The 14,943-nt window shown below is 39.7% G+C and carries 12 protein-coding genes and 2 pseudogenes; 5 read left to right on the forward strand and 9 right to left on the reverse strand.

Annotated features, from left to right (window positions below):
- Positions 1-3 precede the first annotated feature (3 nt).
- Together ACO1D1_RS11130 and ACO1D1_RS11135 are read right to left on the reverse strand one after the other, a co-directional pair.
- Positions 4-732, reverse strand: a complete 729-nt coding sequence (locus ACO1D1_RS11130; protein ID WP_423335983.1) for an ABC transporter ATP-binding protein — start codon at positions 730-732, stop codon at positions 4-6.
- Between the two features lie 3 nt (positions 733-735).
- Positions 736-1,803 carry an ABC transporter permease gene (locus ACO1D1_RS11135; protein WP_423336015.1) on the reverse strand — a complete coding sequence of 356 codons (1,068 nt, stop codon included), beginning with the start codon at positions 1,801-1,803 and terminating at the stop codon, positions 736-738.
- A gap of 249 nt (positions 1,804-2,052) precedes the next feature.
- Here ACO1D1_RS11135 and ACO1D1_RS11140 point away from each other — a divergent pair, with 249 nt between their 5' ends.
- A complete protein-coding gene (locus ACO1D1_RS11140; RefSeq protein ID WP_423335984.1) occupies positions 2,053-2,955 on the forward strand; it encodes a MerR family transcriptional regulator in 903 nt (300 codons plus the stop codon).
- Between the two features lie 122 nt (positions 2,956-3,077).
- On the opposite strand, the gene ACO1D1_RS11145 is transcribed toward ACO1D1_RS11140, so the two are convergent.
- Positions 3,078-4,304 (reverse strand): MFS transporter, encoded by a 1,227-nt coding sequence (locus ACO1D1_RS11145; RefSeq protein WP_423335985.1) that lies wholly within the window; start codon positions 4,302-4,304, stop codon positions 3,078-3,080.
- 81 nt (positions 4,305-4,385) lie between these two features.
- Between ACO1D1_RS11145 and yeiL the strand changes: the two are divergent.
- Together yeiL and ACO1D1_RS11155 are read left to right on the forward strand one after the other, a co-directional pair.
- Positions 4,386-5,058, forward strand: a pseudogene (gene yeiL, locus ACO1D1_RS11150) (transcriptional regulator YeiL).
- 95 nt (positions 5,059-5,153) lie between these two features.
- Positions 5,154-6,431, forward strand: a complete 1,278-nt coding sequence (locus tag ACO1D1_RS11155; protein WP_423335986.1) for an MFS transporter — start codon at positions 5,154-5,156, stop codon at positions 6,429-6,431.
- A 69-nt stretch (positions 6,432-6,500) separates the two neighbouring features.
- Here ACO1D1_RS11155 and ACO1D1_RS11160 read toward each other — a convergent pair whose 3' ends face one another.
- The gene (locus ACO1D1_RS11160) at positions 6,501-7,286 is read right to left on the reverse strand and encodes a nucleotidyltransferase domain-containing protein (protein WP_423335987.1); all 786 of its coding nucleotides are present in this window, start codon (positions 7,284-7,286) and stop codon (positions 6,501-6,503) included.
- Positions 7,287-7,729: 443 nt separating this feature from the next.
- On the opposite strand from ACO1D1_RS11160, the gene ACO1D1_RS11165 reads away from it, so the two are divergent.
- Positions 7,730-8,236 (forward strand): PTS sugar transporter subunit IIA, encoded by a 507-nt coding sequence (locus tag ACO1D1_RS11165; protein ID WP_423335988.1) that lies wholly within the window; start codon positions 7,730-7,732, stop codon positions 8,234-8,236.
- Between the two features lie 307 nt (positions 8,237-8,543).
- Here the strand turns inward: ACO1D1_RS11165 and ACO1D1_RS11170 are convergent, their stop codons facing one another.
- Complete coding sequence (locus tag ACO1D1_RS11170; protein ID WP_423335989.1) at positions 8,544-9,104, reverse strand: hypothetical protein; 561 nt, start codon at positions 9,102-9,104, stop codon at positions 8,544-8,546.
- A gap of 86 nt (positions 9,105-9,190) precedes the next feature.
- Positions 9,191-9,382, reverse strand: coding sequence for a hypothetical protein (locus ACO1D1_RS11175; protein WP_423335990.1), 192 nt, complete (start codon positions 9,380-9,382; stop codon positions 9,191-9,193).
- Positions 9,383-10,105: 723 nt separating this feature from the next.
- On the opposite strand from ACO1D1_RS11175, the gene ACO1D1_RS11180 reads away from it, so the two are divergent.
- A complete protein-coding gene (locus tag ACO1D1_RS11180; RefSeq protein ID WP_423335991.1) occupies positions 10,106-10,588 on the forward strand; it encodes a nucleoside deaminase in 483 nt (160 codons plus the stop codon).
- 431 nt (positions 10,589-11,019) lie between these two features.
- Here ACO1D1_RS11180 and ACO1D1_RS11185 read toward each other — a convergent pair whose 3' ends face one another.
- From ACO1D1_RS11185 to ACO1D1_RS11195, 3 genes and pseudogenes are all read right to left on the reverse strand, one after another.
- Positions 11,020-11,268, reverse strand: coding sequence for a DUF2164 domain-containing protein (locus ACO1D1_RS11185; protein ID WP_423335992.1), 249 nt, complete (start codon positions 11,266-11,268; stop codon positions 11,020-11,022).
- A gap of 304 nt (positions 11,269-11,572) precedes the next feature.
- Positions 11,573-13,915 carry a glycerophosphodiester phosphodiesterase family protein gene (locus tag ACO1D1_RS11190; protein WP_423335993.1) on the reverse strand — a complete coding sequence of 781 codons (2,343 nt, stop codon included), beginning with the start codon at positions 13,913-13,915 and terminating at the stop codon, positions 11,573-11,575.
- Positions 13,916-14,288: 373 nt separating this feature from the next.
- Positions 14,289-14,820, reverse strand: a pseudogene (locus tag ACO1D1_RS11195) (IS3 family transposase); the annotation flags it as partial.
- Positions 14,821-14,943: the final 123 nt, after the last annotated feature.

Consider the following 14,943-nt stretch of genomic DNA (forward strand, 5'->3'; position numbering starts at 1 on the left):
GTGTTAAACGAGATGATTAATTTTCTCCTCGAATGGGATATTTGATCGCTTAGCATGGTTCTCTATTGACGCAGAAAGGACACCATCCGTCATTTTGTAAACTTTGTCACAATAGCCCACAAGCCGAATATCATGAGTCACCACAATGGTCGTTGTTTTTTTCTGCTTCGTTACTTTTTTTAATAGCTCCATAACCTCATAGGCACGGTCTGAGTCAAGGGAGGCTGTAGGTTCATCAGCCAAAATAATCGAAGGATTGCTGTACAGTGCTTTAGCGATGGCTGCACGCTGCCGTTCCCCGCCGGATAAATCGGAGGGATATTTCATGAGTAAGTCAGCAATTCCCAAGTCCTCGTATAGTTGATTTCGCTCCAATGTCGACATATTTCCCTTTTTCACTTTGTCTAATAGTTTCAATTGGTTGGCCACGGAGAGAAAGGGAACTAGGTTAGACGCTTGTAATACAAATCCAATTTCCTTGAGTCGGATTTGTGAACGGGCTTTTTCATTCAAAGAGGTTAGGTTTTGCCCATTGATTACTACGTCCCCTGAGGTTGGGGATAATAATCCACCGACAATCGTGAGAAAGGTACTTTTTCCAGATCCCGACGGGCCAATGATTGCTATCAATTCTCCTCGGTCGGCAAGAAAGTCGGTTTCCTTTAAGGCTTCGACTTGCGTATGACCGCTTCCAAAACTCTTCTTTACTTGATGTAACTCCAATACTGCCATGGTTTATCCTCCTATCGCTTTCAGTGGGTCAATTCGAACAATCGTCAAGACGGAGAAAACGGCACCTGCAGTTGCAACAACCATTAGGATTAATCCATAGAACACCATCAAGGTTAGATCAAATGAAACCGGAACAGCTGCCGGTAAAAAAGCTCCTGAAACAAGTGTAAAGGCAAATCCTAGCGCCGTCCCGATAAACGCTAAAATAAAGGTTTGTGCCACAACAGACCAAGATAAATACGAGCTGGAAATACCTTGAGCTTTCATCACCCCGAACATACTTATCTTCTGGACGGTCAACACATATAAGAAAATCGCTACAATGATGGATGAAATACCAAAGAGGAAGTAAATCATGAAATTTAAGGTAAGTTTTTGTTCCGTATAGCCAGGTAAACTTTGAATGAATGACTCAATCTCAATGGAGTCCAGCTCATCATTTTGACTCAATTTTGAAATAGAGCCATCGCGAACAACAATTCCATTAATTTGATTTTTTTTCTGATCCGCTGCTTCACCAAATTTGACTTGGTGGAAGGTTGCAAGATTAGCATACAGAACAGGTGCAGCATTAAACCTGGCATGGTCTGTAAATCCAACAATAGTTAACTGTTGATCACTGGAGGACAAGGATAGTGTATCGCCTAATTTGAATCCTTTGTCTTTGAGTGAATTATCAGCAATCACTTCATTTGCTTTTTCAAAAGCCCTTCCTTCCGTCACATTAGGCATCAGAAATTCCTCGTTGTTAATACCAAAGAGTGATATATTTTGCTTGTTGTTCCCGTTGCTGGCAATCGCGTTTAGCTGACCGATTACTGCCGTTTTCTTCGCTTGAATGTCGTTTAGCTGATTGACCGACATTGATGATTGGTACAAGCTTTTATCTGATTCTGCGGTAAGGATAATAGCTGACGCGTTCCATTTATCAACCGCTTCCCTATTCAGACTAGCAAGACCAGTTGCAAGGCCAGAGAGAAAAAATACAAGATAGGAAACCAGCATTAAAATCCCTGTAATCAAGGTAAAACGAAGTTTATTTTTTTTAATTTCCTGCCAGGCTAAAAACACCATGTCACTCCCTTTCAATGGATAATATTTAATCCTATTATTAATTAAGATAACTTGATTTGTCAAATGTTTGTATAATAAAATATTAAAAAGATTATACAGATGTTCAGGTATTTTTCTCTTTTTAGTAAGGATAGTGTAGATCTGTCTCTTTGTATAACGTTATCGCGACACATTGTACAAGGTATAGATATTCGTTATACTAAATATGCCTAAGGGGAATCGGATAAGTGTAAGGGGATGAAATGGATGATTCAATCCGATGAACATGGATTATTTACGATTCAGCAAGTTGCAGATATGACCGGATTATCGAAACAAGTGATTAGAAAATGGGAAGAACGGTATGGCATAATACAACCGAAGCGATTGGAGAATGGCTACAGAATATATAGTCAACAGGATGTCAAAACGCTTTTAAAAGTAAAATTACTTTCCGAACAAGGCCACTCGCTTAAACAAGCTGCCCTTCTTGTTAAGGAGGCTGATGAAGATCCCGAAATACCAATGCCAAAGGGGAAATTACCTAATTATGAGCAGTGGAATGAGTATGTCTTTCAGCTTTTTGAAAAGGGCAGACACTGTGATGAGATCGAATTAAATATTATCTTAAGACAGGCGTATCATCATATTGGGCTAGAGCGTTTCTTATCCGATATTGTGGTGCCATTTTTAAAAGAAGTAGGGAGAAAGTGGGAGAATCACGAGTGGGATGAATATCAGGAATCTGTATCGAGCCTGGTTGTACGGGATTTCTTGGTTCAAATTCGGCGGAATTACCAATATCGGGAAAATGCACCATTCGTTCTCGGAGCATGCCTTCCAAATGAACATCATGAAGTACCACTGCATCTGATCCTATTGCGTTTCATGATGAAAGGATGGAAAACCCAGTTAATTGGAGCTTCCCCTGCCCCAGGGGCGATTGAATCATTGGTATGCAAATTAAAACCTGATGTTGTTCTGTTGTCCGCTACAACCGCGATACCATTTGAAACCGATCCTCAATTGCTAAGGAGATTGGATCAGTTTGCTGAAAAGCAAGATGACATAGCCTTTTACCTTGGCGGCCAAGGGGCAGTTACCTATCCGCCTGAATATAAACCACGGGCCATTCGTGTGACAAATTCGATTGAGGACATTTTTAAGTAAAGCACTTAATGGTAACGAAGATGTTAATTTTAAAAAAAACACCTATCCATCTGCTTAATTCTATTTTAACCTTATCATAAATAAAACAAAGCCAGTTCAATTTCATTCGAACTGGCTTTGTTTTATTCAGCTTTAAGGGCACTGTGTTCATGGATCACTCGATCACAAGAATCTTCCCTATGATTATTGGGATCAGGCACCTTTGCAGCCAATTTCCGATAGAAAATGGCAAGCAGCATCGATGGGATGGTACAAATGATCATGCCGATAAAGGAGTATCTTGGCTCGATTTCATATAAATATCCACCTAAGAACGTAAACACTGCTGTGCTCCAGCTGAGTGCCAGTGCTGAATACATCCCTTGTGCATTGGGAATCTGTGCTTGTGGAATATGCTTGGTTAAGTATTTCATAAAGGCATAATGTCCCATCGCAAATGAGAAGGCATGCAAGGTTTGAGCAATACAGAACACGATAATATTGGGAAAGATAAATATGAGAATCCATCTTACTGTTGATCCAAATGCTGCAAGTACAAGTAAGGAGCCTACAGAAAATTTCTGAAATGATCGATCAGCGATTAGGAAGAAAATAATTTCTGCGAGCACAGCTATGTTAAGAATCATGCCAATTAAATATTTTGGTGCATGGATTTCTTGTAGAAAAATATAGCCATAGCTGTAATAAGATGCGTGTGCTGCTTGCAATAAAATCACAATAATCAGCACGAGGCCGAAATGTTTGATGTGAAATAATTGAAGCATCCCGCCATTTTTCAATTTAGCGGCTGATGGTTTTTCCATTAAAGCAAGAGGGGCTGGCAAGACACTAAAAGCAAAGAATACTACTGTGCCAAGTAATAATGCCCATAGGATTACTTTATCTCCAAGTGTTCCGGTAAAGACTGTTAACAGTATCCCGGATACGACAAAGCCAATGGATCCCCACGAGCGGCTCTTCCCGTAATCTCTTAATTGTTTATGCTGTACAAGAACGCCTGCTGCGCTATCCAATGCCGGCATTAAGCTCGGATAAAAGAAATGCAACAGTAAATTAACAACTAATAAGCTCGTATAGGAGTTCGCTGGAATACTGCATAGAAGAGATAATAACGTGCCGATGGCCATCCCGTTTAATAAGGTCCTGCTGCTAAATTTCCCTGATAAATATGGAAAGACAAATAATGTAGAAAGGCCGCGAACCACCAGCCCCATACTCATAATCATACTAGCTTGTGAAACCGTCATTCCTTTTGTATGAATCATCCACCCTGTCCAATATGGCAGAAAAACACCCCAGGTGATAAAAAAGGTAAAAAATTGTCTGTTCATCCATCGTTGTGAATTCATTCGATCGTCCTCCAATGATTGCATCATATCATGGAGAAACGTACAATAATAGGAGATATCTCATATTCTTGGAGGAGATTAATGGAAATTTACAAAGGTGAGAAAAGGCAGCGCTATATAGAGCAATATTCGATTGCCCATCTATTCTCTTTTCCGATTGAAGAGTTTTTAGAAGTACATGAATATAAACGGGATGAATGGATCATTCAAGAGAATATGCGTCCGAATTTCTTATTTTATGTGATTGAAGGAAAAGCAAAAATTTATGTAACCCATCAAAATGGGAAGGTCAGCTTAATTAATTTTATCAAGGGAAGAAGAGTTTATCGGGGAAATGGAATTATTAAATCCCATCTATTATACAAAAGGGATTCAAGCTTCAACCAAAACCGTTTGCTTTGCGATTCCTTATCATCGCTGTCGTGGCAAAATGCTTGAAGACGCTGTCTTTCTCCGTGAACTTGCGAAGTTCTTAAGTGTAAAATCGACACATATGGCGGCAAAATATACCCAAAGTCTCTCGTTCCCGCTAGAAAATCGGCTTGCCGAGTTTATTTTGCAAACAGCAGATGGCGAGGTTTATAAGGAAAAACATGTCACCGTTTGTGATTTCTTAGGAGTTTCCTACCGCCACTTATTATATGTGCTTGCACAATTCTGCGATAAAGGCTATTTGCAAAAGGAAGGACGTCACTATCACATCATACAGTCCAACGAATTAAATATCCTTGCCAGGGTATTGATGAATGAATGATGCCAAAGGGAGCAGTGACTCCCTTTCTTTTTTTGTTTCTACTGTTAGCGAAAGCCCATATATATAAGAGTAAAAGCTAACAGGAGTAGAAATCAGTGGACAAACAAAATAGCAGGTTCAGATGGGTTGTCTTTGCGTCGGTGTTGTTTACTTATTTATTAATGGCGAGCCAGCGAACCGCTCCGGGATTGATTACAGACGAGGTGATGAAGGAGTTCCATGTAACCGCCTCAACGATTGGGCTGCTGACGAGCATCCAATTTTTTGTCTATACGGGTTTGCAAATTCCGATGGGCATGCTGGCCGATCGCTTTGGTCCTAATGTATTCCTCATCGCAGGGGCGCTCCTTACAGGTTTAGGTACCATCATATATAGTGTGGGCACGCATGAATATGTCCTGTTTTTGGCCAGAATACTGACAGGAACGGGGGATGCAACGATCTGGGTCAATATGGTGTTAATTTTAAGCCAATGGTTTAAGGTAAAGGAATTTGTCCAGTTGATTGGCCTGGCGGCAATGACAGGAAGTCTTGGTTTCCTTCTGGCGACTGTTCCTTTCTCCTTATGGATCGACTTCCTTGGCTGGAGGGCAGCGTTTTTCTCTGCAGGACTGGTCCTGTGTCTATGTGGAATCCTTCTTTATGTAGTCCTTTGGAAAAAGCCAAAGCAGCTCTTTCCTGCCGAGGCATTCATTGTAAAAAAAGAGGGAAAACAGGATAACACGTTTGATTTACTGCGAAGAATCTTCTCAAGCCGGCAGGCATGGGCTTTATTCCTTTGTCACTTTGGGATTGTCGGAACTTACGTAGGATTTATCGGTTCATGGGCAGTGCCTTATGGGATGAATTTGTATGGAATGACACGTTCAGCCGCGAGTCAGCTCATTTTGCTTGGTCTGATTGGAGCGCTGATCGGAGCACCACTGGCCAGTTGGATTTCAAGCCGGTTAGATCGGATTAAACAACCTTACGTGATCGTGCACATCATTCTTTGCATGAGCTGGTCAACCTTTCTCTTTTTTAAAGGGAATCCGCCATTCTTCTTGCTGACGATACTTTTCTTTGTGATTGGCCTAGCATATGGAGCCAATGCCTTAACGTTTGCAGCCGTTCGGAAGTCTTTTCCCATCGTCGAATCGGGCCTTGCTTCTGGGTTTGCGAATACGGGCGGGTTTCTAAGCGCCGTCTTGCTGCCAAGTATTTTCGGAACGGTATTGGATCATTTTCAACCTGCTTCCGGCAGTCTTAGTCAGGCATACTCCTACGGTTTCATTACCCCAGTGATCTTCTCGGTGATTGGCTTGACGGGGGTGATGATGATGAAGGAGAAACGTCAGAGTGCGGAGCGGAAAAAAGATGCCCCATCCGTCTAAGACAAGTGTTGCCCCCAACTTAATGGGGGGCAGGCACCCTCTTCATGTGGAGTCTCCCTGAACTTAACCTTACTTCCATACCTCTTCTAGGGTATCCCTGAATAGTAAATCTAGTTGCGGTGTAAAGTTGGGTAAATCATTCTTTAGTGTGTTAGCATACTTTCGAAGGCGTTCGATTTCCTCATGGAGAAATTGATTGATTACTTGGATTTTAGGCTCTTTATCCAGTTCTTCTCCTGCCAATTTTCTTTTTAATAGTGTATTTATTTCATCCTTTAGTGAACCCTCTGGAATTAAATGATTCACTAATGTTGAAAATTCTAATGGGGGAAACTCATGATATTTCTCAATCCATCCTGCCGCTAAAACGGGCCTAAGTACGTAAAAATATTTTTTTATCTTCACTTCTTCCCCTTGTAAATATTCTCTGAAATTATTGGTTGCCATATTAAGATAGTGATGTAAACAGGAGTTGGGAGCGAAAATGCTTGTGCTTAGCGCCTGCAACTGCTCAATCGTTGAATAAGCTTGATAGTAGACGATTCCTGAACGAAGCCATTCCAATAATGGGGGATTGGACTTTCGAAATAATCGCAACGCTTTCGTCAATTCCCAGCCTGTAATATCAAGTAAGTTATTGATCGGTAATTCAATAACATCCCGTTTTGAACCAATACCGATGGGATCAATGGCTAGATAGGCTTCCTTTTTGTGCACATAAATAAATCGGACATCATAATCACTATCTTTTGATGGAAACTGCCACGCCCTGCTCCCCGATTCACAAGCAAAAAGAATTTTAACGTGAAAGTCTTCTTCAATTTTTTTTAAGGATGTTAAAATGGTCTCTCTCAATTTTGAAATCTCTCCTTTTACCTTAAGTATACTACTGTACAACTGCTCTTTTGCACTCTTTTTCATATACCCCAATCCATTAGTGTCCCAAAACTCAACGATTTCTTATCCAGTCGCTAGTTCTTATAGGACCTCCTTCTTTATTAAAAGTATCAATTTATGACTACATGATAGCACCTCCATAAAAATTTAGTGGTTCAAAAATAGAACGATTTCATGGATTGGGCAATCTGGCTCTAGCCGCAATCGTAGCAATTATTGGTATTGTTGTATCCTTTGTATCATGTAAAATTATACTTTCAAAACAGAATCAACGAAGAACATGATTCCAAAAACAGAAGCGACAAAAAGTGCAATAAATTGATTTTTTCATAAATGGAACCTTATGATAGAAAAGTACAACCATTACTCCTGTGGATCATGTCTGTAGGGGTATTTTTATAATGAAGGGCCAAGTACACAAAATGGATGGCTCTACTGGTAAGATAAAGGGAAATTTTAATGTAAAGGAAATGATCATGATGTTTAAAAAGTTATTTGGCAAAAAAGAAGAGGTAGAAAAAACAATTGAATTAAAGGCATATGCAACAGGTAAAATAGTGAAACTAGAAGATGTTCCAGACCCTGTCTTTGCACAACTGATGATGGGGGACGGTATTGCCATCGAACCCGCTGAAGGGAAAATTGTTTCACCGGTTAATGGAGAAGTGATACAGGTCTTTCCTACCAAACATGCGATTGGGATTAAGGCGGTGAATGGCGCCGAAATCTTACTGCACATCGGACTGGAAACGGTCTCTATGAATGGTGAAGGATTTACTACACATGTGATGGAAGGGGACAAAGTGAAAGCGGGCGACATGCTTGTGACTGTTGATTTAGAATTAGTGAAGCAAAAAGCAAAAGATATTGTCACCCCGCTTATTATTACGAATGCTGACTCGAATTGAAAGTGTAGAAAAACCGCTGGCAGCAGGAACTGTAACTGCCGCGGAAGAAACCATCTTAACGGTAACAGCTAAATAGCTGATAGGGACCTGATCCCACTCAATTAAAAATTTAACTCAGTGATACATAAGAGCCTTATTCTATAATTTTATTAGAATAAGGCTCTTATGTACGAAAAGCTACTATTAAAGTGCAATGGATATAGATCGATGAAAAGAGTTAGGAGGAAGTTCTCCTAACTCTTTTCTGTATCAGCAAGGATTTTGCAAGGCATGATTGCTAGGAAATATGTCCTCTCAATAACTTAGTCTAAATTGTGCCAAAAGCCTTAGAAACCGATGGTTCCCTAGAATCGAAATAGCCTAAGAAAAAGAAACCTTCTTCAGCACAAACCCATGTAATACTTTTTGCTTTGATATCAACAAAACCTCTATCCTTTGGTCCTGAAAGAGTAAGTTGAAATAAACGGAGCATCTCATCTTTTGTATTACTTCTTTTAAAATATAGAACCTCACTGGAATTGGTCGTAAAAGGCGCGGCATTTAAAACTAATGTATCCATTCTTTTTGGTTTTATATCAGAAGAGAAAATTTCTCCCCCTAACAAACCTAGTTGACCATCAGGGGTTAGCAAAGTAGCCATTAAACCTGTCACAGGTAAAAAATGAAATGATAAGGCGTGTTCATAAGACCAATCTATAGGTTTTTTCAATGTAATGTTATTAAATTGAAATGACTTTGTTGTTTCTTCAAAAAAAGGGAGCTTAGAAGTATCAATTTGAGTCTTTGTATCTACTCCAAACTTTTCACCAAACTGCATGTCTATAATTTTTTTGTCTTTATTTGCAGGTTCATTTTGTTTAAAGCCCAATTTCTTAGGCTAAATGCTGAGAAATTGGGCTTTTTGTACAGAGTAAGTAGCTCGCTGTAGCAATTATGATAAAGAACTAGAATTAATTAATAATTTTTTTTCTTTAGGTTTTTATAAATAGCAGCAATAACTAAACCGACTAACCAGCCTAAAATAGCTGAAACCAAAACTATCTTTATTATTTCACTAAAACTAGGTGGTTCCTTTTGCAAGGAATAGCCTATAGCAATAAAGAGTATCCATGGCAATAAATTCCACAACCAAAAATTTTTTTTCAAACTACCTCTCCTTTATAAAATACTTTAGTTTCTTTTATCATAGTCCGATATATTCTTGTTGTAATGTACTCAATTCCCCCAGATGATCCTCGATAACCGGACTCCATGCACAGGCTGTTTCCTTAATATTTTTAAACTCAAAATTACTTTTTACTAAATTTTAACATATCATATTCTAAGCAGTCACTCTTTAAATGAAGATGGACAACCTTACTTATCTACTGTTAACGGTGAAGATATTCCATACAATGAGATAGAGAAAAAAAGCTATGAACCAATAATTCCTATAAAGGATATTCCTTATATCACTAAAAGAGGCTTTGCTAAATTTATATTTGAAGAAAATGAACTGGTATATGAAATAATTGAGTTTTTCTATAAATATCTGGGCCCTAAAAACATGAAGGTAAATATAAACAAAGGGAATATAATAGTTGAAGTTAAACCAATATTAATTCCAGAGATTCCATCTGAAGAAATTTTTGAAGAGATATACGGGTCATTAAATCAGGGAGATGTGAACAAGCGTTTAGGACGGGATTTATATAGATAGCGACTTAGAACTGTTAACTGTGGCAGCTCCTTCAATATTAAAACAAAAGATTAAAGAAGATGCAGATTCTAAGAAAATGAATATTGAAGATCTAGTAATTGAGATTCTGAACAAGCATTATAATCTTTAGAGACACGGATAAATAAAAAAGGGCGAGGAGGATTTAAAATATGATAAGTGATACAGATTTGAAGCACTTGCGACGTTGTGTTGAATTAGCAAAAATTGCTCTGGAGAAAGGTGACGAGCCATTTGGTTCAGTACTTGTTTCAGCTGATGGAGAGGTGTTTTTTGAAGATCATAACCACGTGGCAGGCGGTGACCATACCCGTCACCCGGAAATTGCTATAGCGCGATGGGCAGCAAATAATATGGTACCAGAAGAAAGAAGCAAGGCGACAGTATATACGTCTGGGGAACATTGCCCTATGTGCGCTGCGGCTCACGGTTGGGTTGGTTTAGGTCGGATCGTTTATGCAAGTTCATCTGAACAGCTGGTACAATGGTTAGTTGAATTTGGCGTTGCTCCATCGCGTGTTCGGAATCTGTCCATTCAAGATGTTATTAGTGATACCATAGTAGATGGCCCTGTTCCTGAACTTGCGGAGGAAGTTCGTCAACTCCATCATCAGTTTTTCGCAAGGAGACATTAAACATTATACGATTTCGAAATTTAGACCTGTCATAAGGTTATAAATAAGATAATAAAACCTACAGTAGTACTAGATACATTAATATCTATCGTTAATCACATTTTTTTGTGTTTATTAGATTCCGTTCTGGAGTGCGCTTTTTGGGGTTTTAAAATAATTTAATTTTTACAGAAAAGATAGGTGGTAATTTTGGCGGTAAAATACAGGAAATATTAGATAAGCGGGATTGTGGATGTAGAAATCAAGTTAGGGATTTAATAGGTAACAATTTGAAGTGTTCGTTTAACAGCTGAATGTGATTACCCAAACGACAACTATTTTAAACTAACAGCAGGAAAGTTGTAGAAGAAGTTGATTATTAACTTCGCAGTTGACCCAAATTGCGAAATAAAAAAAGTATAGAGTGAATCTAATTGATCCACTCTTAGAATTTACTTGTTTTTTATGGGGCGTTCGAGAGTAAGTATTTCATCTTCAAGTGAAGAAAATTGCTGTTCAACAACGTTTTTAGCATCTTGGACGGCCACGTTATAAAAATGAGGAGCAAGTGATTCCTTTACAAAATCTAATACCCTTTCTGCAGCAAATTCAGTTATCTCTTCATCCCTTTCTTGAGAAAAGAAATATTGAATGTCGGAGATCATTAATTGCTGTTGCTCTTTTGAAAGCTTTATAAACATAAATAACACTCCTTAATCATGATATGACTGTAACTATACATTGGTAATTATCAAAATTAAAGGCTTTATTATGATAAAAAATTATGTACACGAGGAGATTAAGTTAGTTCGCCCTTCGAGCCAAAGACACATTTAAACCATATTGCGAAATAAGAAAAACCAAATTTTAAATAAAAAGGCAACCAAAAGGTACCTTAGGATAATGCATTAAAGAGAAAAAAGAAGCGTAAAAAATACACTACAAAGTTATTTGGTGCATAAAAAAATGCACCTCCAATGGAATGAGGCGCATTTTTTTAACTTATCACTCTGACACAGTTACTTCAATCGGCTCAGACACTAGATGCCATTCTTTGCCAAGCATTTTGAATGTATGCATCGCAAACACATTCACTTTTCCAGGCTCAATTGCATGAATAGTATTACCCTCGATTTTCACCTTCGTTTCTCCGCTGTTCACAAAGAGCGTCGTCGGAGTATTTTCCGTTTTGGCTTCACGATAGTTCACAAATGATTTCACCTGAATCGCTGCCGACTTTCCGACCTTCAGGTTGACCTTTTTGTTCGGAAGTTCCAAACGAATCGGGGCATCTGTCAACCACTGGATATAGTCCGTGATCGGTCCGACGACACCAGCCTCCAAGGCTTGTCCAAACGGATCCTCGTTTCTAAACGTCCAATGCATATTCAGGAATCCGCGCTGGCGCATGTATTGGATGAACTCCGGATTCAAACTACCATAGTCTGCGTTTAGTGTTGCGTTCATACTAGCGCCATACTGCATCATTTGCTGAGCTTTTTTCAACCTGGCGTCAATCGTTGATGGAACAACTGCAGAGTAGAGATAACCAGTCCCCACTTCAGGGTTGATACTGTGAGTGTTTCGGATATGATTGGCATTAAAGCTTTGAATCACGACGTTATCAGCCATTCCGGATTGCTCGATTTCCTCCATCACCTGCTTCTCGATGCCATCAGCCTTTAACTCGACAAGGAGGACCACATCTTTGTCCTTAAACTCATCTAGATACTCTTTAAAAGTAGGTACCTTCTCCCCTTGAAATTCTGGCTTAAACTTGATGCCGGCATCCAGGGCACGAATCTGCTCAAGTGTTAAATCCTTTACTTTCCCTTTTCCGTTCGTTGTCCGGTCCACGGTATAGTCATGCATAATGACGAGCTGGCCATCCTTCGTCCGTTGAACGTCCGTCTCGATCATATCCGCTCCTAATTCATATGCCTTCCGATAAGAAGCCATTGTATTTTCAGGAGCAATGGAAGGTACGCCGCGATGCGCAGCAACCACAGGACGCTGCACAAGAGTATTCTCTGGATACTGCCCCAAGGCTTCAAAGGAAGCAGAAGGGTTCTCTGTCACAATGCCGTCCACTCCAAGATGGATCATCGTATGGGCAGATTGGACATCCCCGGCACCGATTCCCCAAACTGAAATGGCGCGGCTATGCAAATAATGAACGTGATAAGGGCTAAGAATTTTTTTCGGAATGACCGCCACCATCGCATCGCTATGATGAATGTTACGCGCGAAAGCAGCTATATCATGCTTATTGAAAGATGACTTATCGTAAAGAAGGGCACCACGGGCTGTTTTAATATAACCCCTCATTTCTTTAATGATCGCGGGATTGCTGGATAAAATCTGAAAATCCTGTGTCTGTGTTTCTTTCAGGATATTCGCGAGACCTTCAATATCCGCATGTTCTTCCACTTGAATAACCGGAATGAATTTTCCTTTTATGTTAACGAGAGCTTTTTCAATAGGTGCCCCGTCAACAGTCCATTGCCCCTGCTCGTTCCGCTTGGCCTGCAAGAGTACGGAAGATGCCCCTTCCTGCGCACCAGTTTTGGAAATAATCGTAGGTGGATTTACGATATTCGTTTTCACTTCTTTCGGCAAAAATGCGTTCGTATTCGCTAATGGCGGAAGTGCGTTTGAGTAGGTATTGACCATTACATTATCGAATTGAACCGTTGTACCATTCGCTTGGAAGCCAACATCTCCATTCGTCCATTTCCCGGCCTGATCTGTATCCACCATAAGCTGACCATCGATAAATTGCTGCACACGGTTTCCGCTTGCAATCACTTTAATATGATAAGTCTTATTGAGGGCCATATTTTCTGGATAAAAATTCGTTTCCGGTACAACCCACTGATTGCTTTCATTCCGTATGGCGAACTCCAGTCCGTTCATCGCTGTCGTGCCTTTACGCATAGCGAATTGATAATACGGATATGTATTCGGCTGGACACGATACATTAACGAAGCCCATCGGGTGTCTTCCACGGCACTTTGAAACGTCATATCCGCTTCAAAAACGTAATTCCCTGTTTGGTTTCCTAAAGGAATCACTACTCTGGCAGGAGTGCCGGAGGATGGTGACGTTAATACCAGCTTCCCGTCTACTACCTTGGCATCCCCCTGCACCAACTTCCAGCCAGCAGGCAGCTTACCGTTAGCGATTTGATCGAAATTCTCCTGAGTAAGAGCTTGCTCCGCGGCTTGAACCTTTGTTGAACCATTCACTGGTGCGATCCACATACTGCCGAAAATACTTGCTGATACTAAAAACGCTGTAAACTTTTTTGATTTCCCCCATGGCACCATTGTCTGTCTCCTTTTCATTTAGTTAAAAAATTGTGACTGATTTGTATGTATTTTCCTTTACATTGAAATAGTACTAAATGAAGTTTTAGGTGGGATTAAGATTCTTTGAAGATATTGTTAAAAATTCTAGGACTTTTACACTGAGGACTTTTCTACTAATCTTTGCATACTATCTCAAAATAGTAGTATGTAACATGTGGAAGAGCCGAGGGCAATTTTTAAACGTCATGATTAAGTAGATTGGAAGGAAAAAGACAGCGGGTAAAATCTTTACATGAATGTTGGAAAAAACGTGAGCTTGGATATGTAATGGATAAAATAAGAAAGAAATTTGGCTCAACTTCTCTGAACTGCCCCCCGTCAAGTAGACAGTGGAAATATAAAAAACAATCTAAGCGGCTTTAGCCCTGTATTCCATAGGACTAAGGCCGTTTAATCGTTTTTGGTATCGGTCATAATTATAAAAATGTATGTACTCGTCTATCGCGGCAGAAAGTTCTTCAAACGTCGAATACTTCTCTAGGTAATACTTTTCACTTTTCAGTGTTCCCCAAAAAGATTCCATTGGCCCATTGTCGATACCTCTTCCGACTCGAGACATACTTTGAGTTATCTCTGCTTTGTCTATCCTCCGTTTATATCCATAATGAGTGTACTGGAACCCCCGGTCGCTATGAATGAGTGGACGAGTTCCATTCAAAAGGACTGTTGCCTGATCAAGTGTTTTAAACACAAGTTTTTTATTGTTTGAATGTCCTAAAACATAGCTGATGAGATCCATCATATAAATCCCGAATCGCACTCAAATATGCCTTTTTAGCCTCGCCATACTTGAGCTCAGTGACATCCGTAACCCATTTCTCATTTGGTTTATCGGCTTTGAATTCACGGTTTAGCACATTTTCTGCGACGTGCTGAGGGGTTATGATATATATTATAATTAAGATGGAGTGTTGTAGTATCCTCCTAGGAGAGAAACTTTCCCTCCTTTTAAATGTTGAAATAATTAATAAGTCAAGGAACAAGTATGATCAGCATTATTGAAT

Source organism: Neobacillus sp. 19, assembly GCF_049463095.1.
GTDB lineage: Bacteria > Bacillota > Bacilli > Bacillales > Cytobacillaceae > Neobacillus.

What these genes read in the sequence shown, in the direction of transcription:
- ACO1D1_RS11180 (WP_423335991.1), top strand. Translation starts at nt 10,106, where the DNA reads ATGATAAGTGATACAGATTTGAAGCACTTGCGACGTTGTGTTGAATTA.
- ACO1D1_RS11140 (WP_423335984.1), top strand. Translation starts at nt 2,053, where the DNA reads ATGATTCAATCCGATGAACATGGATTATTTACGATTCAGCAAGTTGCA.
- ACO1D1_RS11130 (WP_423335983.1), bottom strand. Translation starts at nt 732, where the DNA reads ATGGCAGTATTGGAGTTACATCAAGTAAAGAAGAGTTTTGGAAGCGGT.
- ACO1D1_RS11145 (WP_423335985.1), bottom strand. Translation starts at nt 4,304, where the DNA reads ATGAATTCACAACGATGGATGAACAGACAATTTTTTACCTTTTTTATC.
- ACO1D1_RS11190 (WP_423335993.1), bottom strand. Translation starts at nt 13,915, where the DNA reads ATGAAAAGGAGACAGACAATGGTGCCATGGGGGAAATCAAAAAAGTTT.
- ACO1D1_RS11185 (WP_423335992.1), bottom strand. Translation starts at nt 11,268, where the DNA reads ATGTTTATAAAGCTTTCAAAAGAGCAACAGCAATTAATGATCTCCGAC.
- ACO1D1_RS11165 (WP_423335988.1), top strand. Translation starts at nt 7,730, where the DNA reads ATGAAGGGCCAAGTACACAAAATGGATGGCTCTACTGGTAAGATAAAG.